This window comes from Xanthobacter pseudotagetidis (genome assembly GCF_043194795.2).
GTDB lineage: Bacteria > Pseudomonadota > Alphaproteobacteria > Rhizobiales > Xanthobacteraceae > Xanthobacter > Xanthobacter tagetidis_A.
The window spans coordinates 4,579,566-4,602,042 of sequence record NZ_CM195534.1 but is presented as its reverse complement, the minus strand read 5'-3'; the positions used below and the strand labels follow the sequence as shown (position 1 = coordinate 4,602,042).

Genomic DNA, 22,477 nt, shown 5'->3' with positions numbered 1-22,477 from the left:
CCTTAAGCTGGGACCATGAAGAAGATGCTGGAACTTCTGGTGGAGCGCCTGCCGGACTGGCCCGAGAAGGCCCAGGAGGAGGCGCTGCGCCGGCTTGCGGAGATCGAGCGGGCGCAGGTTCCGCCCTATCGGCTGACGTCGGCGGAGCGGACGGCGGTGGACGAGGCCCTGGCCGAGGTGGAGGCCGGCGACTTTGTCGGCGACGCCGAGATCCGGGCGCTGTTCGACCGTTACACCTCCTGACGCGCCGGCGGTGAGCGTCCATGGCGCGCCGGCTGCTTTTCAGCCGTAAGGCCTCGGTCGACCTGCGCTCGATCCTCCAGTTCATCGCCAGGGAACGCCCCGAGGCCGCTCGGCGCGTGATCGGCGCCATTGAACGCGCTGTCTGGATTCTGGTGGACCATCCCGAGAGCCGCCGGGCCACGGACCGCCCCGGCGTGCGCGTCCTCACGGTTCCGCGCCTGCCGTTCCGGGTGTTCTATCTCCTGGAGCGCGATGCGGTCACAATCCTTCCACGTGCGGCACACGGCCCGCCGATCCTGAGCCCGCTGCCATGACCTACGCCCTCGACGACGCCCGCCCGGATCTCCTGCCGCAGATGATCGACCTGTGGGTCGCGAGCTGGGCCAGGGCCATGCCGGAGATCGACTTCGAGGCGCGCCGCCCCTGGATCGTCGAGCATCTGGGAAAGCTCGCGGCGGGCGGGGCGCGCGTGCGGATCGCGCGCGAGCCGGCGACCGGCGCGCTCGCCGGCTTCGTCGTCATCCACCCCGGCACCGGCTATCTCGACCAATTGGTGGTCGGCCCGGACTTCTGGGGCCGGGGCGCGGCCGAGGCGCTGATGGCCGAGGCGCGGGCGATCTCGCCCACCCTGGTCGCCCTCGACGTGAACCGGGACAATCCCCGCGCCGTGCGCTTCTACCAGAAGATCGGCCTTGCCATCGTCGCCGAGGGCGAAAACCCGCTCTCCGGCCGGCGCACCTTCCGCATGGAATGGCGGCCGTGACGGCCGCGCGGCCGCGCCTTACGTGGTCTGGCTGAACTGGAGCGTGGCGAGGCGGGCATAGAGCCCGCCCTTGGCCACCAGCTCCGCATGGGTGCCCTCGTCGACGATGCGCCCATCCTCCATAACCAGGATGCGGTCGGCGGACAGCACGGTCGCGAGCCGGTGGGCGATGACGAGGCTGGTGCGCCCGGCCATGGAATGCTCCAGCGCGGTCTGCACCAGCTTCTCGCTCTCCGCGTCGAGGGCGCTCGTCGCCTCGTCCAGCAGCAGGATCGGCGCCTCCCGCAGGATGGCGCGGGCGATGACGATGCGCTGGCGCTGGCCGCCGGAGAGGGTGACGCCGCGCTCGCCCACCGGCGTGTCCCAGCCCTGCGGCAGCTTGGCCGTGAACTCGTCCACCAGGGCGGCGCGGCCGGCTGCCTCCACCTCGGCGTCGCTGGCCTGCGGGCGGCCGAGGCGGATGTTGGCGCGCACCGTGTCGGCGAAGATCACCGCCTCCTGCGGCACCAGCGCCATCTGCCGGCGCACCGCCTCGGGGTCGCAGCGGCGGATGTCGTCCTCGCCCAGCAGGATGCGGCCGCCCTGCGGGTCGTAGAAGCGCTCCAGCAGCTGGAACACCGTGCTCTTGCCGCCCCCCGACGGACCCACCAGCGCCACCCGCTCGCCGGGGCGGATCGCGAACGAGACGCCGCGCAGCGCCCGCGTATGGGGGCGGGTGGGGTAGGCGAAACTCACCTCGTCGAAGCGGATGGCGCCGGAGACCCGCGCCGGCAGCGCCAGCGGCTGGGCGGGCGCCTTCACCTGCGGCTCGGCCTTGAGCAGCTCGCCGATGCGCTCGGCGGCGCCGGCGGCGGCGGAGACCTCGCCCCAGGTCTCGGACAGGTTGCCGAGCGAGGCGGCGGCGAGCACCGCATAGAGCACGAACTGCGACAGCTCGCCCGAGGTCATGGTGCCGTTCAGCACCGACTGGGCGCCCGCCCACAGCACCGCGACGATGCTGGCGAACACCAGGAAGATGGCGATGCCGGTCAGCCAGGCGCGCGAGCGCGAGGCGGCGAGCGCGGCACCGTAGGCGCGCTCCACCTCGTCCTCGAAGCGGGCGCGCGCGGCGCCCTCGGCGCTGGAGGACTGGAGCGCGCGCATGGCGGAGACCGCCTCCGCCGCATAGGCCGAGGCGTCCGCGAGCGTGTCCTGGGCGAGGCGCGACAGCCGGCGCACCTTGCGGCCCGAGGCCATGAGCGGCAGGACGATGACCGGGATCGCCACCAAGACGAGGCCCGACAGGCGCGGGCTCGTCACCACCATCATCGCCACGCCGCCGAGGCACAGGACGAGGTTGCGCAGGGCGGTGGAGGCCGAGGCGCCCACCGCCGACTTGATCTGCGTGGTGTCGGCGGTGAGGCGCGAGGTGAGCTCGCCCGCGCGGGCCTGGTCGTAGAAGGCGCCATCGAGGGAGACGAGGCGCGCGAAAACAGCGGTGCGCAGGTCCGCCACCACGCGTTCGCCGAGCGTGGTAACAAGGTAGTATCGGGCGGCCGAGGCCGCGGCGAGCACCGCAACCACCGCCACCAGCACCGCGAAATAGCGGTCGATCATGCCCTGGTGGTCGACGGCGAAGCCGAAGTCGATCATGCGCCGCACCGCCACCGGCAGCGCCAGGGTCGCGAGCGCCGCCGTCAGGATCGCGGCGAGCGCCGCCGCCATGCGGCCGCGGCAGCGCGACACGTAGGGCCAGAGGCCGGCGAGCGGCTTCAGGTCGCGCCGCGCCTTGGGCGCTGCGGGGGCGGGGGCTTCGGGCTCGCGCGCGCCGGGCGCGAGATCGGTGGAGAGGCCGGCTTGTGTCAAAGCATGCACTCGGCTATAGACCCGCCACTTCCGGCAGGAACCGAAATTGAGCGTCGCGGCGCCCTGTGAAGGGGCACGACGCGGCGAAAAGGATTGAACCGATGAAGAGCGACATCCATCCCGACTATCACTTCATCAAGGTGGTGATGACGGACGGCTCGGAGTACACGACCCGGTCGACCTACGGCAAGGAGGGCGACACCCTCCAGCTCGACATCGATCCGCGCACCCACCCGGCCTGGACCGGCGGCAGCCAGCAGATCATGGACCGCGGCGGCCGCGTTTCGCGCTTCAAGAACAAGTTCGGCGCGCTTCTCAAGAAGTGAGCCGGCAGGCCCGCCTGCGCGCGCACGCCGCAGGCAGCCGCCTCCGGCGCGGGTCAAGCTAAGCGTCCTCGCTGCCGACCAGTCGGAGCCGCGGGCGGCCGGAGGGCCGCCGTCGCGGCTCTTTGCGTTGGGACAGGGCGTGCTGGGACGGGGCGTGCTGGGACGCGGCGCCCGCAGAGGCGCCGGCGATGGCGTCCTGGGCCGCGAGCGCCCGCCGCAAGCCGGAAAGGCGCGCGGCATCGGCCTGAAAGGCGGCGGGCCACAAGGCGGCTCCGGCGGGGCAGGGGGACAGCCGATCCATCTCGCGCCGGGCGGCGGGCGCGCCGAGGTCGCCCTCGCGCACCGCCCGCAGAAGCAAGGCCGCGAGCGCCGTTTCCTCGACCAGGCGCGAGAATGCGGCGCGCATGCCGCCATGCGGGTCCGGCCCGGTGTCGGCCGCGCCGGCTGGAGCGCCGAGGCGCGCCAGCGTCCGCCGCGCCTCGGCGGCGGCGTGCAGCACGTCGGCGACGAGCCGCGCCAGCCGGTCCGCCTCCTCCCGTGTCGGTCCCGAACGTCCCATGGTCCTTCGCCAGCCCTGCCGCCGGCCAGGGCGCCGGCAGCGATGGCGCAGGCATGCGCCGGGGCACGGCCGGGGTAAAGGCGGCGGGCGGCGAAATAGCGGGGATTGCGGGGGCGGCGCTGCGCGCAGGAGGTGTGCGCCGCAAAGAAGAGCCGCCTTTCGGCGGCTCTATAGTCTGACAGGGAGAGTTGCCAGATGTCCGGGAGAATCACCTTCGTCGGACAGAAGCGATTATGGGCGGCGAAAATTAACGGGAGATTAACGGCTTGGGGATAAAACCCCCGCCCCCGCGCGCGCTGCCGTACCGCGCTGCCGCTCCTGTCCGCATGCCGCCGCCCGCCGGGCCCGTGTCAGAACTTGAAGGCCGCGTTCGCCGCGTCCAGCGACGCCTTCTTGCGGGCGAGCGTCTCCTCCAGGCGTACGATCTCCGCCTTCAGCTGGCCGATGCGCGTCTCGATCTCGGCCACCGAGAGCCGGGACAGGTCGCCGCCGGCCAGGGGCTCGGCAGGGGGAGCGGGACGGTCTTCCTCCATGATCGCCTCCTTCGGATGTCCGGCGCGTCGGCCTGAGCGCCCGCCATTGTGCCGCGACCGCCGGGCCGAGGAAAACCCCGGCCATGCTGCTGTCGCTCGTTCACGGGTTCGTGAGCGGGCGGTGCCCATCCTGCGGCCATGGCGCGCGGCTGCCTATGGGAAAGGCGAAAAAGGGATTCCCGCCGCGGTCCGTCCCGCTTAAGGTGCCGGTCCAAGGACGCACGTCCGCCCCCGGCGCCGGGGGCGGCGCGTCATCGGACGGGGAAGCCGGCCCGGCTCGGGCGGGCTGCCTTGCTTCGGTCCAACCGCGTGGATACAGCACACGCTTCGGCCGGCCGAGTGCGCACCTGTGCGCCTTCGGCCGCGTCTCCATCCGCCGGCGGGTGCTGGCCCGCGGCGGCGGATGGCCGCGCAAGGAGGAAGCGGCCCGGTTCCCGATCGCCGAAGGCGCGGTCGGCCAGGCGCTTCGAGCACGCGGTCCGCCAGGCGCTTCACGGCTGGTGCGGCCCGAAGACTGGTCCGGCCCGTCCGGACGGCGGGTGCGGAGGCCCGGATTTGCAGGTTTTCCTTGTCGTCCTGCTGGCGATCGCCGCTTTGTTTGCCGCGCCCGGCGATGCCCGGGCGGTGGACGCCGTCGCCGTGCGCCTCGACGCGAACCTGATCGACCTGCTGCCCGCGGTGCAGCGCCAGACCACCGACAGCGACCGCATCCAGCTTTCCACCGCCCCCGATTCGGAGGGCGTGGTCCGCCGCATCGAGGTGCGCAGCGCCGACGGGCGCAGCCAGGTGGACTGGATCGCCTTCGCGCTCACCAACAACACCGACGAGCAGGTGGACCGCCTCATCGTCGCGCCCTACTACCGCATGGTGGGCTCGGGCCTGTTCTGGCCGGACCTCGGCAACCGGCGCCTGATCTCGCTCACCCCCAGCCAGGGCTTCAAGCCGGAGCGGCAGGCCTCGCCCGACGCGGACGTGTTCCTGGTGACGCTCGATCCCGGCTCCACGGTGACGTTCGTCGCCGAGCTCGGCGGGCCGAACCTGCCGCAGCTCTACATGTGGAAGCCCGACGCCTACAAGGACCGGGTCAACGCCTTCACGCTCTACCACGGCATCGTCATCGGCATCGCCGGCCTGCTGGCGCTGTTCCTCACCATCCTGTTCGTGGTGAAGGGCTCCGTCATGTTCCCGGCGGCAGCGGCGCTCGCCTGGGCGGTGCTGGGCTATATCGGCCTCGACTTCGCGTTCTGGTCGAAGGTGTTCGGCCTCTCGCCCATCGCCGAGCAGTTCTGGCGCGCGGCGGGCGAGGCGATCCTCACCGCGACGCTGCTGGTGTTCCTGTTCGCCTATCTCAACCTCAACCGCTGGCACGTGCGCTACGTGCACGTGGCCGCCGGCTGGCTGACCTTCCTCGCGGCGCTGGTGGTGCTCGCCATCCTCGACGCGCCGGTGGCCGCCGGCATCGCCCGCCTGTCGCTGCTGGCGGTGGCGGTGGCGGGCCTCGCGGTGGTGGTCTGGCTCTCCCAGCACGGCTACGACCGCGCGGTCCTGATCATCCCCACCTGGTCGCTGCTGGTGGTGTGGGTGCTGATGGCGGGCCTCACGGTGGCCGGCATCGTCACAAACGACCTCGCCGCGGCGGCGCTCTCCGGCGGCCTGGTGCTGATCGTCATGCTGATCGGCTTCACGGTGATGCAGCACGCCTTCGCCGGCATCGGCGGGGTGCAGGGCTCGGCCTCGGAGCTGGAGCGCCGCGCGCTGGCGCTCGCCGGCTCCGGCCTGATGGTGTGGGACTGGGACGTGGACACGGACCGCATCTACACCTCGCCCGAGGCGGAGGAGGCGCTCGGCCTCAAGCGCCATTCGCTGGAGACCGAGGCGGCGGGCTGGCTGGAGGTGCTCCACCCCGCCGACCGCGACCGCTTCCGCGCCACGCTCGACGGCATCATCGACCAGCGGCGCGGGCGCATCGACCAGGACTTCCGCCTCCGGGCCATCGACGGCCACTACCTCACCTTCAACCTCAAGGCCCGCCCGGTGGTGGGCGCCGACGGCGAGGTGGTGCGCTGCATCGGCACGCTGACCGACGTCACCGGCGCGCGCATCGCCGCCGAGCGCCTGCTGCACGACGCGGTGCGCGACAACCTCACCGGTCTGCCCAACGGCGAATTGTTCCTCGACCGGCTGGAGCAGGCGCTCACCTTCGCCAAGCTGGACGAGAAGGTGAAGCCCACCGTGATGGTGATCGACCTCGACCGGTTCAAGGAGGTCAACGTCAAGGTGGGCATGGCCATGGCCGATTCCATCCTGCTGACGGTGGCGCGGCGCCTCATGCGCCTGATGAAGCCGCAGGACACGCTGGCCCGCATGTCCGGCGACCAGTTCGGCCTCATCCTCATGTCCGAGCGCGACCCCGAGCGCATCACCACCTTCGCCGACACGCTGCGCCGCTCGCTGCGCGCGCCCATCACCTTCGCCGACAAGGAGGTGTTCGTGACCGCCTCCATCGGCCTCGTGCTCTCCGGGCCGGAGGTGGGCAAGCGCGACGAGGTGCTGAAGGACGCCGAGCTGGCCATGTACTACGCCAAGCGCATCGGCGGCGACCGCATCGAGGTGTTCCGCCCGGCCATGCGCCAGCAGAAGATCGACCGCGTGGTGCTGGAGGCGGAACTGCGCCAGGCGCTCACGAAGAACGAGATCTCGGTGCGCTACCAGCCGGTGGTGCGCCTGGAGGACCGGGCCATCGGCGGCTTCGAGGCGTTCGTGCGCTGGAACCATCCGCGCCTCGGCGAGCTGGCGGCATCGGAATTCTGGCGCCTCGCCGAGGAGACCGGCCTGGTGCTCGACCTCGGCCTGTTCGTGCTCGACCGCGCCGCGCGCCAGCTCGGCCAGTGGCAGCGCATGCTGCGCGTCGACCCGCCGCTGTTCATGCACGTCAACGTCTCCTCGCGCCAGCTGCTGCGGCACGATCTGATCCAGGACCTCAAGTCCGTGCTCGCCCGCAACGCGGTGGCGGTAGGCTCGCTGAAGCTGGAGGTGGCCGAGAGCCTGGTGATGGAGAACCCCGAATACGCCGCCGTGGTGCTGGCGCGCATGCGCGAGCTGGGGGCGGGCCTGTGCCTCTCCGACTTCGGCGCCGGCTATTCCTCGCTGCCCTATCTCCAGCGCTTCCCGGTGGACGCCATCAAGATCGACCAGAGCTTCGTGCGCGACAGCGCCAAGGGACCGGCGCGGGCGGCGCGGCCGATCATCGTCGGCTCGCTGGTGGATCTGGCCCACGACCTCGGCATGGACGTGATCGCCTCGGGCCTCGAGCGCGAGCAGGAGGCGGTGGAGATGGCGGAGCTGGGCTGCGCCTACGCCCAGGGCCTCGTCTTCGGCGAGCCCTTCACCGCCGAGGAATGCCGCGCCTTGATCGAGCCGGCGCCGGTGGAGCCGAAGAAGCGGCGGGCGGCGGCGGAATAGCCGCGGCACCCCCGCGATTCCGCCCGCCCTCGGTCGGACCGGCCGGCGAAAGAAGTCCGCAGCTCAAGAGGGCGGGGGGGCAAGAGGGCCAGGCTTCACCGGGCCGGCCGCTCGGCGGCCGCGCCGGAACAGCCCGCTCACGCGGCCCGCTCCGGCCTTGGCACTTGAGGCAGTCCGCTCACGCGGCCTGTTGCGCTGTCTTCCTCTGAAACAGCCCGCTCACGCGGCCCGCTCCGGCCTTGGCACTTGAAGCATCCCGCTCACGCGGCCTGCTTCTTGGGCTGCACTTCCGCCGTGTAGGCATCCATCAGCTGGTGGGTGATGCCGGTGGGGGTGAAGGTCCAGTCGGCGATCGAGCCGACCGGGGTCACCTCGGCGGCCGTGCCGGTGATGAAGCACTCCGAGAAGCCCGAAAGCTCCTCCGGCTTGATGTGCCGCTCCACCACCTCCAGGCCGTGGCGGCGCGCGAGGTCGATCACGGTGCGGCGGGTGATGCCGTCGAGGAAGCAGTCCGGCGTCGGCGTGTGGATGACGCCGTCCTTGACGAAGAACAGGTTGGCGCCGGTGCACTCGGCGACGAGGCCGCGATAGTCCAGCATCATCGCGTCGGCATAGCCGCGCCGCTCGGCCCGGTGCTTGGAGATGGTGCAGATCATGTAGAGGCCGGCCGCCTTGGCGCGGCAGGGAATGGTGGCCGGATCGGGCCGGCGCCACTCCGACAGATCGAGCCTGAGGCCCTTCTGGCGCTGCTCGGGGTCGAAATAGCTCGGCCATTCCCACACGCCGACGGCGAGGTGGATCTTGTTGTTCTGCGCCGAGACGCCCATCATCTCGCTGCCGCGCCAGGCCACCGGGCGCACATAGGCGTTGGTGAGGCCGTTCTTCTCCAGCGTCAGGCGCTTGGCGGCGTCGATCTCGGAGATGGTGTAGGGGATCGTGAAGTCCAGCATCTCCGCCGACAGGCGCAGGCGCTCGGAATGCTCCGACGACTTGAAGATCTCGCCGCCATAGGCGCGCTCGCCCTCGAACACGGTGCTCGCATAGTGCAGGCCGTGGGAGAGCACGTGCAGCTGGGCATCGCGCCAGGGCACCAGGACCCCGTCGTACCAGATGTAGCCGTCACGTTGGTCGAAGGGGACAGACGCCACGCTCATGATGAACACTCCTCCTCGGCGCGGAAAACGCGCCGCCTCCCCACCGGACCGCATTTGCTTTGCAGCGGTGCCACATGGAGATATCTTTACGCCCGCTAAGGAAGCTGGCAACACCGCGAAAGGATCGAACGTCTGCGATACCGTCGGCGACCGATCATTTCGCGAAACCGAGTTCCTGCGTAACGATCACACCGAAAAAAGTCAACATGGCTGACATAAACATTCTCGCCGCCCATCCCGCCCAAGCCGAGCGCGCCGCCCCGGCCGAGCGCGGCGACGAGGCGCCGCTGGTGGATCTGATCGAGCTTTTCTTCTTCGCCTACAGGGATTTCGTGGGCGACCCCGACGAGATTCTGGCGCCCATCGGCTTCGGCCGCGCCCACCATCGCGTTGTCCATTTCGTGAACCGGCACCCCGGCATGCGCGTCACCGACCTGCTGGACATCCTGCGGATCACCAAGCAGAGCCTCGGCCGGGTGCTCAGGGAGCTGGTGGACGAGGGCTTCGTGGAGAGCCGCGCCGGCGCCTCGGACCGGCGCCAGCGGCTGCTGTTCCCGACCCCCAAGGGGGAGACGCTGGCGCGCCAGTTCACCGAGATCCAGAGCCGGCGCATCGCGCGCGCGCTCGATGCCTGTGGGCCGAACGGGCGCGAGGGGGCCTACCGCTTCCTTCTCGCCATGATCAACCCCGATGATCGCGCCGCCGTGGAGCGGCTGATCCAGCGCGCCGACCGGGCGCGGCGCGCCTGAGGCCGGCCGTCCGCGCGCATAGACCAGACGACACCCCGCGCGCGGCGCGGGCGCCGGGAGCATCTGCATGTCCGAGACCAGCACCGTCCTCTCCGCCCAGGCGCGCCTGCCGGACGATGCGCCCCATCTCCTGGTGGTGGACGACGACAGCCGCATCCGCACCCTGCTCATGCGCTTCCTGAGCGAGAACGGCTACCGGGTCACCACCGCCGCTTCCGCCGCCGAGGCGCGCGGGCGGCTCGACGGGCTCGCCTTCGACCTCCTGGTGCTCGACGTGATGATGCCGGGCGAGAGCGGCGTTGACCTCGCCCGCTCGCTGCGCGCCACCTCCAGCGTGCCGATCCTGATGCTCACCGCCCGATCGGAGATCCAGGACCGCATCAACGGCCTGGAGGCCGGCGTCGACGATTATCTCGGCAAGCCGTTCGAGCCGCGCGAGCTGCTGCTGCGCATCGGCTCGATCCTGAAGCGTGCCGCCCCGCCGCCGCAGAAGGCCATCGAGAGCGTGAAGTTCGGCGACTTCACCTTCCATCTCGACCGCGGCGAGCTGACCCGCGCGGGCGAGGTGGTGCGCATCACCGAGCGCGAGCGCGACATGCTGCGCACGCTCGCCACCGAGCCCGGCGAAACGGTGCCGCGCCTGGCGCTGGCGGGCGGCGGCGCCATCTCCGAGCGCGCCGTGGACGTGCAGGTGAACCGCCTCCGCCGCAAGATCGAGCGCGATCCCGCCAATCCCGCCCACCTGCAGACCGTGCGCGGCATCGGCTATCGCCTGGTGGTGACCCCTTGAGCACCACCGACATGGGCCTCGGGGCCCTCAAGAGCCTCGGCGCCCGGCTCACGGAGGCCAACGCGAAGTTTTCCGCGTGGCTCAACCGGGTGATGCCGAAGGGGCTCTATCCGCGCTCGCTGCTCATCATCGTCACCCCCATGGTGATCCTCCAGTCGGTGGTCGCGTTCGTGTTCATGGAGCGCCACTACAACACCGTCACGCGCCGGCTCTCGGCCTCGGTGAGCCAGGACATCTCGGCGGTGGTGGCGCTCTACAAGGTGCTGCCGCCGGACCGGGACCACGCCGTCCTGCGCCGCATCGCCTGGCGCAACCTGCTGCTGAACGTCGAGGTGCTGCCGCCCGACCCGCTGCCGCCGCAGGGGCCGAAGCCGTTCTTCTCGATCCTCGACAGCGCGCTCTCGCGCGAGATCGGCAAGCGCGTCAGCCAGCCGTTCTGGATCGACACCGTGGGCCGCTCGGACCTGATCGACGTGCGCATCCAGATGGACGACGCGGTGCTGCGCATCTTCGCCCCGCGGAGCGCCGCCTACGCCTCCAACTCGCACATCTTCCTGTTGTGGATGGTCGGCACCTCGCTGGTGCTGCTCACCGTCGCCATCCTGTTCCTGCGCAACCAGATCCGGCCGATCGAGAACCTCGCCGACGCGGCCGAGGCGTTCGGCAAGGGGCGGGACGTGGAGAACTTCCGCCCCTGGGGCGCGCGCGAGGTGCGCCGGGCGGCGATCGCCTTCCTGGAGATGAAGCGGCGCATCGAGCGCCAGATCGAGCAGCGCACCACCATGCTCGCGGGCGTCTCCCACGACATGCGCACCATCCTCACGCGCTTCAAGCTGGAGCTCGCCTTCCTGCCCGAGGGCCCGGAGGTGGACGCGCTCAGGAAGGACGTGGACGAGCTCCAGGGCATGCTGGAGGCCTACCTCGCCTTCGCCCGCGGCGATCCCGGCGAGCAGACGCAGCTCACCGACATGAGCCAGCTGATCGAGGACCTGCGCCTCAATGCCGAGCGCGACGGCGCGACGGCGCGGGCGAGCTTCATGGGGCCGCCGCTGGTGGAGGTGAAGGCCGAGCAGCTCAAGCGCTGCATCGGCAATCTCGTCGGCAACGCCGTGCGCTACGCCAAGACGCTGGAGATCACCGGCACGCGCGACGCGCGCTGGCTCCTGGTCGGCGTCGACGACGACGGGCCGGGCATTCCGGAGGAGATGCGCGAGGAGGTGTTCCGCCCCTTTCTGCGCCTCGACGACGCGCGCAACCAGGACGCGTCCGGCACCGGCCTCGGCCTGTCCATCGCCCGCGACATCGCCCGCGCCCATGGCGGCGACGTGACCTTGTCCGACAGCCCGCTCGGCGGGCTCAGGGCGACGCTGCGGCTGCCGGTCTGATCGCGCCTCACCCCGCCGGCGGGGTGGCGGCCCCGTCGCCCGCCGTCGCCCGGTCGCGCTCGGCCAGCGCGGCCTCCAGCTCGGCGATGCGGGCGCGCATGGCGTGGACCGACGGGGCGAGATCGGCGGCCGTGTAGCGCGGCGTGATGTGCTGCGGGCAGTTCCAGTCGAACGCCTCGACCGAGATGACGAAGACCCGCTCCACGCGCGCCTTGTAGGCGGCATCGCTCAGCAAGGCGACGAAGTCCGGGTCCGCGCCGGCCTCCACCGCGCGCATCCGCCCGAGCAGCTTCAGGCGGGCGCGGCGCGCATAGTCCATGAAGAACAGCGCGACGCGACCGTCGGCGCTGGCGTTGCCGAGGCTCACATACTGCCGGTTGCCGCGGAAGTCGGCGAAGCCGATGGTGGCCGGATCGATGATCCTCACGAAGCCCGGCGGGCCGCCGCGATGCTGCATGTAGGGCCAGCCGGTCTCGGTGACGCTCGCGAGATAGAAGCTGTCGCGCGCGGCGATGAAGGCGGCCTCCGGCTCGCCCAGGCGGTCCGGTCCGTCGGCGCCGAGCCGCCCCGCGAGGGCCTCGCGGCTGCCATTGGCCGCCTGCGCGGCGCGCACGGCGGGCGTGAAGACGGTTTCCAGGAAGCGTGCTGTCATCGCAGAAGCTCCTCGGGCAGGTCGGCCAGCATCAGGCGGAAGGGCTCCGGGGAGCCGAGGGCGCGGGAGACGACCAGGCTGCCGTGGATCATCATCACGGCGCGCATGGCGCGGCGGCGGGCGATCCCGGGCGGGTGGCCGGCCTCGGCCGCGAGCGCGGCGAAGGCGCCGACGGTGCGCTCCAGCGCCCCCTTGAGGCGGTCCGCGAACGGGCCGTCCTCCAGCCCGCGTGGCGCCAGCATGTTCAAGAGGCAGGACCGGCCGCCGCCGGCATAGAAGCGCTCGAGGCCCGCCAGCGCCGCGTCGAGCCGCGCGCGCGGGGCGCCCGGTCCCTCGAGGGGGGCGAGCACCTGGGCCTGAAACCCGCGCCCGGAGGCATCGAGCACCTGCTCGGCCATCTGCTGCTTGCCGCCCGGAAAGCGGTGATAGAGGCTCGCCTTCTTGAGGCCGGCCTCCTGCGCCAGCCGCTCCAGCGAGGCGCCGGAGAAGCCGGTCTGCCGGAACACCTCCGCCAGCCGCGCCAGCAGCGCGGCGTCATCCGTGGTCTGGGGCCGTGCCATCGTCCCATCTTTTCCGAACGTTCGTTCTGGAACTATCTGCCACCAATCCCGCCGCCCTGCAAGCGGGCGCGGCGGCGCCGGCGGCAGGGGTCCCATGCGCGCGATGCAGGATCGCGCGGCGCCGCGCCCCGAACCGGACGCCGTCGCGGCTCAGAACAGGCGGCCGCCGTCCGGCACCTTCACGGAGGGCGAGATCAGCACCACGGCGCCGTCCGCATCCGGAAAGCCGAGGGTGAGCACCTGCGACATGAATGGGCCGATCTGGCGCGGCGGGAAGTTCACCACCGCCGCCACCTGCCGGCCCACGAGCTGCTCGGGCGTGTAGTGCACGGTGATCTGCGCCGAGGAGCGCCTGGTGCCGATCTCGGGGCCGAAGTCGATGGTGAGCTTGAAGGCCGGCTTGCGCGCCTGCGGAAACGGCTCGGCGGCGACGATGGTGCCGACGCGGATGTCCACCTTCAGGAAGTCGTCGAAGGAGATGGTCCCGCCCGCTGTGTCCTCGTCCGCCATCCTCGCCTCCCGGATTGAAGGCCGCGAATAAGGCGTCCCGCGGCAGCCGGGTCAAGGGGCGGCCCTTCTTCCGTCGCGCTCCCGAACCCCTCACCCCACCCCTCTCCCCGCCGGGGAGAGGGAGCCCATCTCGGGCGCGGAGACCCCTCTCCCCGGCGGGGAGAGGGCAGGGTGAGGGGGAAGCCGCCGGACGTCCCGCCCGCCCGCTCACTCCAGCGCCAGGATGACCCCCTCGTTCGGACGCAGCGCCAGGGCGCCGTCCGCCCTCTCCCCCTCCCGGTCGCAGAAGGTGGAGAGCAGCACTTCGCCCTTCGGCCCGCCGTCCGGAAGGGCGAGCAAGAGCTGGTCGCCGCCGAGATTGAGCGCCACCAGCAGGTGCTCGCCCTCGGCCTCGCGGACATAAGCGAGCAGGTCGCCCTCCGCGCCGAGGCTGCGATAGCTCCCGCGCGCCAGCGCCGGCCGCGACCGGCGCAGCGCCAGCAGGGCGCGGGTAAGGGTGAGCATGGAGAACGGGCTCGCTTTCTCCACTTGGACGTTCACCTCGGTGAAGTCCGCCGCCAGCGGCAGCCAGGGCTCCACCGTCGAGAAGCCGGCGAACGGGCCGCCGTCCCACTGCATGGGCGTGCGCGCGCCGTCGCGTCCCAGGCCGAGGCCGGGCACGCGCTTTTCCCATGGGTCCATCACCCGACCGGGCGGAATCTCCACCTGCGCCATGCCGATCTCGTCGCCGTAATAAAGCGTCGGCGTGCCGCGCAGGGTCAGGAGCAGCATGGCCGCCACCCGTGCCTGGTTGGGTCCGACGCGGCCGGCGACGCGCGGGCGGTCGTGGTTGGAGAGCACCCAGTTGGGCCAGGCGCCCTCGGGCAGGCTCGCCTCGTAGCGCGCGATCAGGTCGTCGAGGGCGCGGGCCGTCCACGGCGCCTCGATCAGCGCGAAGTTGAACGGCAGGTGCACCCCGCCGCCGTGCTTGCCGTGATAGGCGGCGAGGCGGTCGAACGGCAGGTAGGCCTCGCCGATCAGCAGGCGCTCGGGAAACGCGTCAGCCACCTCCCGCATGCCGGCGATCACGCTGTGGACTTCCGGCGTGTCGGCGGTGTGGAGCGCGCGCAGCCGGCGATAGGGGTTCATTCCCTCCCGAAAATCGGGGTCCGGCGGGTTGTCGCGAAAGCCCTCGTCCTTCATCACGTGCCACAGCGCGTCGATGCGCAGCCCGTCCACCCCGCGCGCGAACCAGAAGCGCATCACCTCGTGCATCGCCGCCGCCACCGCCGGGTTGCGCCAGTTGAGGTCCGGCTGCTCGGGCAGGAAGGCGTGGTAGTAATATTGCCCGCTCGCCGCATCGCGCGTCCAGGCGCTGCCGCCGAACTCGGAGAGCCAGTTGTTGGGCGGCCCGCCGTCCGGCGCCGGATCGCGGAAGATGTACCAGTCGCGCCTGGCGCTTGTGGGGGAGCCGAGCGCCTCGCGGAACCAGGGGTGCCGGTCCGACGTGTGGTTCGGCACGAAGTCGAGGATCACCTTCAGCCCGAGGGAATGCGCCGCCGCGGCCAGCGCGTCGAAGTCGGCGAGCGTGCCGAACAGCGGGTCCACGTCCGTATGGTCGGCGACGTCGTAGCCGAAGTCGGCCATGGGCGAGGGATAGAAGGGCGAGATCCAGATCGCCGCGACGCCGAGCTCGGCGAGATAGGGCAGGCGCCGGGCGATGCCGGAAAGGTCGCCGACGCCGTCGCCGTCCGTGTCCTGGAACGAGCGCGGATAGATCTGGTAAATGACGCCGTCCCGCCACCACATGGGCCTCTCCCGGACTCTTTTCGTCCCATCATGGGTTCGCGCTCGCGCAGGCGGGAACCTTGCCGCCGCGCGAGCGTTGGCTCGGCAGTAGCCGGCGCCCGGCGCGCCGGCCGCGTCATCCGTTCCCGCCCCGTCCCGCCAGGAGCTGCCCGATCTTGCCAGCCCCGTTCCTCCGCCCGCCTCTCCGCTCAGCGCCCATCCCTTCCCGCGAGGAGCAGCGCGCCCCGGCCAGCTTCAGCGGAAGGGGGCGCGATCATGGCTGATCCCGTCACCGCCGGCGACGACCCGCTCTGGTACAAGGACGCGATCATCTACCAGCTGCACGTGAAGTCGTTCTTCGATGCCAACGACGACGGCATCGGCGATTTCAAGGGGCTGATCTCGCGCCTCGATTATATCGCCGCGCTCGGCGCCACCGCGGTCTGGCTGCTGCCCTTCTACCCCTCGCCGCGGCGCGACGACGGCTACGACATCTCGCTCTACGAGGGCGTCTCGCCGGACTACGGCACCATGGACGAGGCGCGCCGCTTCATCGCCGAAGCCCATGCGCGGGGGCTTCGCGTCATCACCGAGCTGGTCATCAACCACACGAGCGATCAGCATCCCTGGTTCCAGGCGGCGCGGCGCGCGCCCAAGGGCAGCCCCGAGCGCGACCTCTACGTCTGGGCCGACAACGACGCCGGCTATCCCGGCGTTCCCATCGTCTTCTGCGACGTGGAGCCCTCCAACTGGACCTATGACGCGGTGGCCGGCCAGTATTACTGGCACCGCTTCTACGCCCACCAGCCGGACCTCAACTTCGACAATCCGCAGGTGCTGGAGCGCGTTCTGTCCATCATGCGCTTCTGGCTCGACCTCGGCGTCGACGGACTGCGGCTCGACGCGGTGCCCTACCTCGTGGAGCGCGAGGGGACGGACTGCGCCAACCTGCCGGAGACCCACGCCGTCCTCCACAAGATCCGCGCCCATCTCGACGCCCACTATCAGGGCCGCATGCTGCTCGCCGAGGCGAACCTGTGGCCCGAGGACACGCAGCAGTATTTCGGCGCCGACGCGGACGAGTGCCACATGGCGTTCCACTTCCCGCTGATGCCGCGCATGTACATGGCGATCGCCAAGGAGGACCGCTTCCCGATCACCGACATCCTGCGCCAGACGCCGGAGATTCCGCCCACCTGTCAGTGGGCCATCTTCTTGCGCAACCACGACGAGCTGACGCTGGAGACCGTCACCGACGCCGAGCGCGACTATCTGTGGAACGTCTATGCGGCGGAGCGGCGGGCGCGCATCAATCTCGGCATCCGCCGCCGCCTCGCGCCGCTGATGGAGCGCGACCGGCGCCGCATCGAGCTGATGAACGCGCTGCTGCTCACCATGCCCGGAACGCCGGTGATCTATTACGGCGACGAGATCGGCATGGGCGACAATATCCACCTGGGCGACCGGGACGGGGTGCGCACCCCCATGCAGTGGTCGCCCGACCGCAACGGCGGCTTCTCCAAGGCGGACCCGGAAAAGCTGGTGCTGCCGGTGATCCAGGACCCGCTCTACGGCTTTTCCGCGCGCAATGTGGAAGCCCAGCAGCGCGACCCCTCCTCGCTGCTCAACTGGATGCGGCGGGTGCTGGCGGTGCGCAAGCAGCACCGCGCCTTCGGGCGCGGCACGTTCCATGCGCTCTACCCCGCCAACCGGCGCATCCTCGCCTTCGTGCGCGCCTACGGCGACGAGCGCATCCTGTGCGTCGCCAACCTCTCGCGCACGCTCCAGGCGGTGGAGCTGGACCTGTCCGAGTTCGAGCGCCGGGTCCCGGTGGACCTCATGGGCGGCACGCCTTTGCCGCCCATCGGCCGCGCGCCCTATGTGCTGACCCTGCCGCCCTACGGCTTCTATGCCTTCGCCCTCTCCGCCGAGGCGGCGGAGCCCGACTGGCGCGCCGGGGCGAGCGAGCAGCTGCCCGAGTTCGCCACCCTCGTGGTGCGCGGCGGCCTCATGGACGCGCTCTCCGACCGGCACCGCGCCACGCTGGAGGTGGAGTGCCTGCCGCCCTATCTGGCGCGCCGCTCCTGGTTCCCGCTCCAGGACACGCCGGCGGGCGCCGCGCGCGGCGCGGCGCTGCCGCAGGCGCGGATCGCCTGGGTGGCGGTGCTTCCGAGCGCCCGGCGCCCGGTGGCGCTGACCGAGATCGAGGCCCGGCGCGACGGGCGCACGGAACGCTTCCTGCTGCCGCTCGCCGTGGTGTGGGAGGACGAGGCGCCGCCGGCGCTGGTGCCGCAGCTGGCGCTGGCGCGGGTGCGCCATGGCCGGCGTGTCGGCTACCTCACCGACGGGGTGGCGCTGGAGCGCTTCGCCCACGGCGTCGTCCGCGCGGTGCGCGAGAGCGGAAGCCTCGCGCTGCCGGACGGCAGCGCGCTGGTGTTCTCGGCGACGCCGGGCCTCGGCGCGGCCGCGCCGGACCAGGACGAGCCCTCCGAGATCGTGGAGATCGAGGAGCCGAGCGGAACCCTCGCCGCCGCCGGGGACGTGGCGGTGCGCCTGTTCCGCCGCGCCGATCCGGCGCGCGGCACCCAGGCGGAGATGGCGCGCCGTCTCACGGAGGCCGGCTATCCCCATATGCCCCCTCTGCTGGGAACCGTGCTGAGGTGCCGCCCGGACGGCACCGCGACGCCGGTGCTGCTGATCTCCCGCCGGGTGCGCCACCAGGGCAACGGCTTCGCGTTCGTCGCCAACCAGCTGCGCCGGGCGCTCGACGAGGCGGCGGGCGCGGGCGAGGCGGGGCGCCGGCGCTTCGACGAGGAGGTTTCGGGTCTCGTCCCCTTCCTGCGCGGCATCGGCCGGCGGCTCGCCGAGGCCCATGTCCTGCTCGATCCGGCCGCTTCGGGCGGTCCGGTGGCGGCGGCGGGCGAGACGGAGGCGGAGGCCTGGGCGCTGCGCGCCATGCGGGCGGCGGATCGCGCCGGCGAGCTGCTGGCGCGGACGCCGGAAGGGGCGGCCGCCATCGCGCGCCGTCCGGAGGTGGCGGGCCGCATCGCCGAGCGGGGCGCCGCGGCCCTGGGATCGCCGGTGTTCCCGATCCATGGCCGCTTCGGCCTCGACCGGGTCCTGGTGGCGGCGGGCGAGGCGGTTCTGGTGGGCTTCCAGGGCGCGCGCTCCGACATCGTCGCGGCGGCGCCGCCCGGCGCCCTGCCGGCCGACAGCCCCTGGCAGGACGTGGCGGCCCTCCTTGCCTCCCTGGAGCTGGCAGCCGCCGCCGTGTCCGGCGAGGGGGAGGGAATGGCGGGCCTCGACCGGGCGACGCGGCGCGAGCTGCTCGACCAGTTCCGCGCCCGCGCCGAGCGGGCCGGTATCGCCGGCTATCTGGAGGCCGCGCCCGGCCGCCGGCTCGACCGCCCGCTGCTCGACCTGCTGCTGCTCGGCGCTCTGCTGGACGCCCTGGAGCACGGCGCGGCCGCCTCCGCTCCGGCGGCGGCCGCGCTGGGACGGCGCATCCTGGAGATCGCATCGCGCCTCGCCGACGGACGCAGCGAGGAGGCGGACGCGGAGGCGGCGCCCGAGCCCTCGTAGGGGGCAGGGGGCGGGCGGATGCGCCGAAACGGAGCGTCCTGGCGGCGCCCGGCCTCGCTTGCCGCGCCGTCCCGGCGGGGGCGGGGAACGTCCGCATCCATCGCGCGGGCTGGCCTGGGCAAGGCGGGCGGTTGCGCAGCTGTGGGTATTCGCCTTTGCGCGCATGGATGGCGCAGCCTGGTCGCGCGCCACGTCGAGAGCTTCCTCAGTAGAGCGGCGGCAATGCGATAGTACCTCCGAATCAGCGCTCCATAGCAAAGTGTCCGGTATCCTGCTCTTCCTTTCTACGCATGGAAGGGTTGTCAGAATCCAGTTCTCGGTCCGGGCAATCGCGACTAGGATAACATCGGGATGTCATCTGCCCCGCGTGCGGCAGAGCGATCGTTTCCAAGATGAACAACGGCCGCGTCGGGGGGCGCGACAAGGACGGGATAGGCGAGAGTGGGCGTCAGGTATGCCGAAGAGGCTGGATGTTATCGCGTGGAGAGGGCTCCCGCCGCTGGAGCGGTGACGCTCGGATGCGGGGCGGGAGGACCGGCGCAGGCGGCGACGCGTGCCGTCGTCCGGCGCGGCTGCCGCCCATGAGCCAGCTCTTCAAGATAGACCCCTTTGCGGGGACCGAGGATGCCGAGGGGCCGCTGCCGCTGGGCGCGCCGACCCTCGCGGGCCTCGGCACCGCCGTGTTTCCCACGCCGCTGCTGTGGCGCGACGGGCTCGCCAGCGTGCCGCGCGCGCTCTACCGGCTGCGCTTCCACAAGGGCTTCCCGCTCGAGGCGGCGATCCCGCTCGCGGGCTATCTCGCCGATATCGGCATCAGCCATGTCTGCGCCTCCCCCCTGCTGCGCGCGCGGCCGGGCCGGTGGCAGGGCGCGAACGTGGTGGATTTTTCCGCCATCGATCCGGACCTCGGCGGCGCCCGCTCCCTGGAGCGCCTCGCGGGCGCCCTGCGCCGGGCGCAGGTCGGCCTGCTGATGGACCTCGCCCCGGGCCACATGGGCATCGGCGGCGCCGACAACGAGGCCTGGCTCGACCTCCTGGAATGGGGGCGCGACAGCGCCTTCGCGTCGTGGTTCGACGTGGACTGGCGCGCCGGCGACATCGACCTGCGCAACAAGGTGCTGGCGCCGTTCCTGGACCGTCCCTACTGGGAGGCGATCTGCGACGGCAGCCTGAGCCTCGTTTATGACGCAGGCCTCGCCGGCTTCGTGGCGCGCCACCAGGAGCACGTCTTCCCCATCTGCCCCACGGACTGGGCGACGATCCTGGAGCAGGCCGACACGCCGGCATTCGCCGGCATGCGTGACCTGTTCCGCTCGCTCTCCGGGGTGCGGCCGGACCGGGAGGAGCTGCGGTCCGCCAAGTACCGCCTCCTCGCCCTCGCGGAGACCGAGGAGGGCGTGCGCGCCATGCGCGGCGTCCTGTCCGGCTTCGACGGGCGCGCCGCGGACGGGCGTGCCCGCCTCGACCGGCTGCTGGAGAAGCAGAACTATCGCCTCGCCTGGTGGCGCACCGCGAACGACGACCTCAACTTCCGCCGCTTCGTGGAGACGCCCGGCCTCATCGGCCTGAGGCTCGAGCGGACGGACGTGTTCGAGGCGGTGCACGCTTATGCCTTCCAGCTCTATGCCGACGGGCTGCTGGACGGCTTCCGCGCGGTCGGTCTCGACCTCATGGCCGACCCCGCCGCCTATGCCCGGCGCCTCACGCTGAAGCTGCGCGACCTCTCCGCGCGCCGCCCGCAGGAGGCGCTGCCGCCCGTGGGCTGCGTCGGCCTGCCGCCGGAGCTGCTCGCCGACCGGCGCCCGGCCGGCGCTTCGGCGCCCGCGCCCGAGACCGCCCCCGGCGAGGACGCCATGGCGGAGGCGATCTCGCTGGCGATGCACGACGCGCTGGCGGCCCCCGCGCTCAGCGAGCTCTGGGGCAGCCTGTCCGGCGACCGGCAGCCGTTCGAGGCGGTGCGCGACCATTGCCGCCGCACCCTTCTGGAGGAGACCTTCAGCGCCGAGCTGCAGGCCGCCGCGCGCGCGCTCCACGACGTGGCGCGCGGCGCGCCCGAGGGGCGCGACGTCACCTTCGCGGCCCTGAAGCGCATCGCCCACGAGCTGGCGGTCGCCTTTCCCGCCCGGCGCGCGTTCGGCGACATGGACGGCCGCACCGCCGAGGACGCCGCCCTCTACGCCGCCGCCTTCGCCGGTGCGCGGCGAACCATCTCCCCCGTCGATCTGCCGGTGGTGGACCTGGTGGAGCGCTGGCTCGGCGGCGAGGCGCCGCGCGCGGTGCCGGACTTCGCCCAGAGCGGCGCCCGCGCCCATGCCATCGCCCGCTTCCAGCAGCTCACCGCGAGCCTCGACCGCGCGGTCGATGAGGGGATGCTGGGCGAGCGCTATGCCCGCCTGCTCTCGCGGGTCGAGCGCGGCGCCGACCCGGCGCTGATCGGCCTGCGCGCCGCCGCCGTCCACGCGCGCGTCGGCGCGCTCGGGGAGGCCTGGCCGGCGGCGCCCGTCGTCACCGCCGGCACCGGGCACAAGCGCGGCGAGGATGCGCGCATGCGCCTCGCCGTGCTCTCCGAGGTGCCGGGCGAGTGGGAGACGCTGCTGCGCCAGCTGATGGAAGCGGCCGAGGCCCTGCGCACCCGCACCGAGGCGGGCCCGTGCCCGCTGCCGGCGGACGAGGCGCTGCTCTATCAGGGGCTCGTCGCCGCATGGCCGCTGACCCTGCGGCTCGACGACGCCCCGGCCCTCGCCGATCTCAAGGCGCGGGCGGCGCGCTGGTTCCCCGATGCGGTGCGGCGCGCGCGGCGCGGCACCCGGCCGCTGTTCGGCGACGAGGCCTACGAGGCCGGCTGCGCGCGCTTCCTCGACGCCCTCTTCGACGCCGCCGAGGCGGCTCCCCTGCGCCGGCTGCTGGCGGACTTCGTGGAGCGGATCTCGCTCGCCAGCGTCATCAACGGCTATACCCAGGCGGTGCTGAAATGCACCCTGCCGGGCATTCCCGACTTCCACCAGGGCACGGAATTCTGGGACTTCGCGCTGGACGACCCGGACAATCTGCGCGCGGTGGACTTTCCCGCCCGCACCTCCGCCCTCGGCTCGGGCCTGGCCGCCGAGGTTCTGCTCGGCACGTGGCCGGACGGACGCGCCAAGCAGGCGCTCATCGCCCGGCTGCTGCGCCTGCGCGCCGCCGAGCCGGCCCTGTTCGCCAAGGGCAGCTACGAGCCGCTCCACATCGAGGGCATGCGGGAGGGAAGCGGCTTCGCCTTCCTGCGCCGCCACCAGGGCAAGGTGGCGATCGTGGCGGTGACGCGCCTTGCCGCGCATCTGGTCGGGCCCGATCCGATGCCGCCGCGCGTGCCGACGGTGCGCTGGGGCGATACCGGCTTCGTGCTGCCAGAGGGGCTTGGCGACGCGTTCCGCGACGCCATCACCGGCCGCCGCGCCGAAGCGAACATGGGGCGGCTGGAGTTCGGCGACCTGTTCGCGGCCTTCCCGGCGGCGGTGCTGACGCCGCTTGCCTAAGGGTTGGAACCGGGCGCGGCGCGGCCGCGTTCATTTCCGAGAGTGTGCCCGCGCATCGGGCGCGCATGGCGGGGCGCGGGCG

The 22,477-nt window shown here is 72.1% G+C and carries 18 protein-coding genes; 10 read left to right on the top strand and 8 right to left on the bottom strand.

The features are described 5' to 3' along the window. Nucleotides 1–15 precede the first annotated feature (15 nt). From V5F67_RS21005 to V5F67_RS20995, 3 genes are read left to right on the top strand one after another with little or no spacing between them, the layout of a single operon-like run. On the top strand, nucleotides 16–243 hold the full coding sequence (locus tag V5F67_RS21005; protein WP_394017959.1) for a hypothetical protein: 228 nt from the start codon (nucleotides 16–18) through the stop codon (nucleotides 241–243). 20 nt (nucleotides 244–263) lie between these two features. Beyond that, complete coding sequence (locus V5F67_RS21000) at nucleotides 264–557, top strand: type II toxin-antitoxin system RelE/ParE family toxin (protein WP_394017958.1); 294 nt, start codon at nucleotides 264–266, stop codon at nucleotides 555–557. Further along, nucleotides 554–1,006 carry a GNAT family N-acetyltransferase gene (locus tag V5F67_RS20995; protein ID WP_394017957.1) on the top strand — a complete coding sequence of 151 codons (453 nt, stop codon included), beginning with the start codon at nucleotides 554–556 and terminating at the stop codon, nucleotides 1,004–1,006. The genes V5F67_RS21000 and V5F67_RS20995 overlap by 4 nt, the downstream gene beginning before the upstream one ends. Nucleotides 1,007–1,024: 18 nt before the next feature. Here the strand turns inward: V5F67_RS20995 and V5F67_RS20990 are convergent, their stop codons facing one another. Next, nucleotides 1,025–2,851: an ABC transporter transmembrane domain-containing protein gene (locus V5F67_RS20990; RefSeq protein ID WP_394017956.1), complete on the bottom strand. Its 1,827-nt coding sequence runs from the start codon at nucleotides 2,849–2,851 to the stop codon at nucleotides 1,025–1,027. Nucleotides 2,852–2,952: 101 nt separating this feature from the next. Between V5F67_RS20990 and rpmE the strand changes: the two genes are divergently transcribed. Further along, nucleotides 2,953–3,177, top strand: a complete 225-nt coding sequence (rpmE, locus tag V5F67_RS20985) for a 50S ribosomal protein L31 (RefSeq protein WP_121621499.1) — start codon at nucleotides 2,953–2,955, stop codon at nucleotides 3,175–3,177. 58 nt (nucleotides 3,178–3,235) lie between these two features. Here the strand turns inward: rpmE and V5F67_RS20980 are convergent, their stop codons facing one another. After that, nucleotides 3,236–3,736 (bottom strand): hypothetical protein, encoded by a 501-nt coding sequence (locus tag V5F67_RS20980; RefSeq protein WP_394017955.1) that lies wholly within the window; start codon nucleotides 3,734–3,736, stop codon nucleotides 3,236–3,238. A gap of 350 nt (nucleotides 3,737–4,086) precedes the next feature. Further along, complete coding sequence (locus V5F67_RS20975; protein WP_394017954.1) at nucleotides 4,087–4,269, bottom strand: DUF1192 domain-containing protein; 183 nt, start codon at nucleotides 4,267–4,269, stop codon at nucleotides 4,087–4,089. A gap of 555 nt (nucleotides 4,270–4,824) precedes the next feature. On the opposite strand from V5F67_RS20975, the gene V5F67_RS20970 reads away from it, so the two are divergent. Further along, nucleotides 4,825–7,731: an EAL domain-containing protein gene (locus V5F67_RS20970; RefSeq protein ID WP_394017953.1), complete on the top strand. Its 2,907-nt coding sequence runs from the start codon at nucleotides 4,825–4,827 to the stop codon at nucleotides 7,729–7,731. Between the two features lie 260 nt (nucleotides 7,732–7,991). On the opposite strand, the gene V5F67_RS20965 is transcribed toward V5F67_RS20970, so the two are convergent. After that, nucleotides 7,992–8,879: a branched-chain amino acid aminotransferase gene (locus V5F67_RS20965; protein ID WP_394018252.1), complete on the bottom strand. Its 888-nt coding sequence runs from the start codon at nucleotides 8,877–8,879 to the stop codon at nucleotides 7,992–7,994. A 212-nt stretch (nucleotides 8,880–9,091) separates the two neighbouring features. Between V5F67_RS20965 and V5F67_RS20960 the strand changes: the two genes are divergently transcribed. The 3 genes from V5F67_RS20960 to V5F67_RS20950 all read left to right on the top strand — a co-directional run bounded on the left by V5F67_RS20960 (nucleotide 9,092) and on the right by V5F67_RS20950 (nucleotide 11,809). Continuing rightward, the gene (locus V5F67_RS20960) at nucleotides 9,092–9,634 is read left to right on the top strand and encodes a MarR family winged helix-turn-helix transcriptional regulator (protein WP_394017952.1); all 543 of its coding nucleotides are present in this window, start codon (nucleotides 9,092–9,094) and stop codon (nucleotides 9,632–9,634) included. Between the two features lie 67 nt (nucleotides 9,635–9,701). Beyond that, nucleotides 9,702–10,424, top strand: coding sequence for a response regulator (locus V5F67_RS20955; RefSeq protein WP_394017951.1), 723 nt, complete (start codon nucleotides 9,702–9,704; stop codon nucleotides 10,422–10,424). Continuing rightward, a complete protein-coding gene (locus V5F67_RS20950; protein WP_394017950.1) occupies nucleotides 10,421–11,809 on the top strand; it encodes an ATP-binding protein in 1,389 nt (462 codons plus the stop codon). Before V5F67_RS20955 ends, V5F67_RS20950 begins: the two co-directional genes overlap by 4 nt. 7 nt (nucleotides 11,810–11,816) lie before the next feature. Here V5F67_RS20950 and V5F67_RS20945 read toward each other — a convergent pair whose 3' ends face one another. The 4 genes from V5F67_RS20945 to V5F67_RS20930 all read right to left on the bottom strand — a co-directional run bounded on the left by V5F67_RS20945 (nucleotide 11,817) and on the right by V5F67_RS20930 (nucleotide 15,319). Beyond that, nucleotides 11,817–12,461 carry a pyridoxamine 5'-phosphate oxidase family protein gene (locus V5F67_RS20945; RefSeq protein WP_394017949.1) on the bottom strand — a complete coding sequence of 215 codons (645 nt, stop codon included), beginning with the start codon at nucleotides 12,459–12,461 and terminating at the stop codon, nucleotides 11,817–11,819. Next, on the bottom strand, nucleotides 12,458–13,021 hold the full coding sequence (locus V5F67_RS20940) for a TetR/AcrR family transcriptional regulator (protein ID WP_394017948.1): 564 nt from the start codon (nucleotides 13,019–13,021) through the stop codon (nucleotides 12,458–12,460). Before V5F67_RS20940 ends, V5F67_RS20945 begins: the two co-directional genes overlap by 4 nt. 150 nt (nucleotides 13,022–13,171) lie before the next feature. Beyond that, nucleotides 13,172–13,531: a tRNA-binding protein gene (locus V5F67_RS20935; RefSeq protein ID WP_394017947.1), complete on the bottom strand. Its 360-nt coding sequence runs from the start codon at nucleotides 13,529–13,531 to the stop codon at nucleotides 13,172–13,174. A gap of 207 nt (nucleotides 13,532–13,738) precedes the next feature. Beyond that, entirely contained in the window at nucleotides 13,739–15,319 is a 1,581-nt protein-coding gene (locus tag V5F67_RS20930) for an alpha-amylase family glycosyl hydrolase (protein ID WP_394017946.1), read from the bottom strand. 255 nt (nucleotides 15,320–15,574) lie between these two features. On the opposite strand from V5F67_RS20930, the gene treS reads away from it, so the two are divergent. Both treS and treY read left to right on the top strand, forming a co-directional pair. Next, entirely contained in the window at nucleotides 15,575–18,880 is a 3,306-nt protein-coding gene (gene treS / locus V5F67_RS20925; RefSeq protein WP_394017945.1) for a maltose alpha-D-glucosyltransferase, read from the top strand. Nucleotides 18,881–19,461: 581 nt separating this feature from the next. Further along, nucleotides 19,462–22,395 carry a malto-oligosyltrehalose synthase gene (gene treY, locus V5F67_RS20920; protein ID WP_394017944.1) on the top strand — a complete coding sequence of 978 codons (2,934 nt, stop codon included), beginning with the start codon at nucleotides 19,462–19,464 and terminating at the stop codon, nucleotides 22,393–22,395. Nucleotides 22,396–22,477: the final 82 nt, after the last annotated feature.

What these genes read in the sequence shown, in the direction of transcription:
- treS (WP_394017945.1), top strand. Translation starts at nt 15,575, where the DNA reads ATGGCTGATCCCGTCACCGCCGGCGACGACCCGCTCTGGTACAAGGAC.
- V5F67_RS20995 (WP_394017957.1), top strand. Translation starts at nt 554, where the DNA reads ATGACCTACGCCCTCGACGACGCCCGCCCGGATCTCCTGCCGCAGATG.
- rpmE (WP_121621499.1), top strand. Translation starts at nt 2,953, where the DNA reads ATGAAGAGCGACATCCATCCCGACTATCACTTCATCAAGGTGGTGATG.
- V5F67_RS21000 (WP_394017958.1), top strand. Translation starts at nt 264, where the DNA reads ATGGCGCGCCGGCTGCTTTTCAGCCGTAAGGCCTCGGTCGACCTGCGC.
- V5F67_RS20945 (WP_394017949.1), bottom strand. Translation starts at nt 12,461, where the DNA reads ATGACAGCACGCTTCCTGGAAACCGTCTTCACGCCCGCCGTGCGCGCC.
- V5F67_RS20930 (WP_394017946.1), bottom strand. Translation starts at nt 15,319, where the DNA reads ATGTGGTGGCGGGACGGCGTCATTTACCAGATCTATCCGCGCTCGTTC.
- treY (WP_394017944.1), top strand. Translation starts at nt 19,462, where the DNA reads ATGAGCCAGCTCTTCAAGATAGACCCCTTTGCGGGGACCGAGGATGCC.
- V5F67_RS20935 (WP_394017947.1), bottom strand. Translation starts at nt 13,531, where the DNA reads ATGGCGGACGAGGACACAGCGGGCGGGACCATCTCCTTCGACGACTTC.
- V5F67_RS20960 (WP_394017952.1), top strand. Translation starts at nt 9,092, where the DNA reads ATGGCTGACATAAACATTCTCGCCGCCCATCCCGCCCAAGCCGAGCGC.
- V5F67_RS21005 (WP_394017959.1), top strand. Translation starts at nt 16, where the DNA reads ATGAAGAAGATGCTGGAACTTCTGGTGGAGCGCCTGCCGGACTGGCCC.
- V5F67_RS20980 (WP_394017955.1), bottom strand. Translation starts at nt 3,736, where the DNA reads ATGGGACGTTCGGGACCGACACGGGAGGAGGCGGACCGGCTGGCGCGG.
- V5F67_RS20955 (WP_394017951.1), top strand. Translation starts at nt 9,702, where the DNA reads ATGTCCGAGACCAGCACCGTCCTCTCCGCCCAGGCGCGCCTGCCGGAC.
- V5F67_RS20940 (WP_394017948.1), bottom strand. Translation starts at nt 13,021, where the DNA reads ATGGCACGGCCCCAGACCACGGATGACGCCGCGCTGCTGGCGCGGCTG.
- V5F67_RS20975 (WP_394017954.1), bottom strand. Translation starts at nt 4,269, where the DNA reads ATGGAGGAAGACCGTCCCGCTCCCCCTGCCGAGCCCCTGGCCGGCGGC.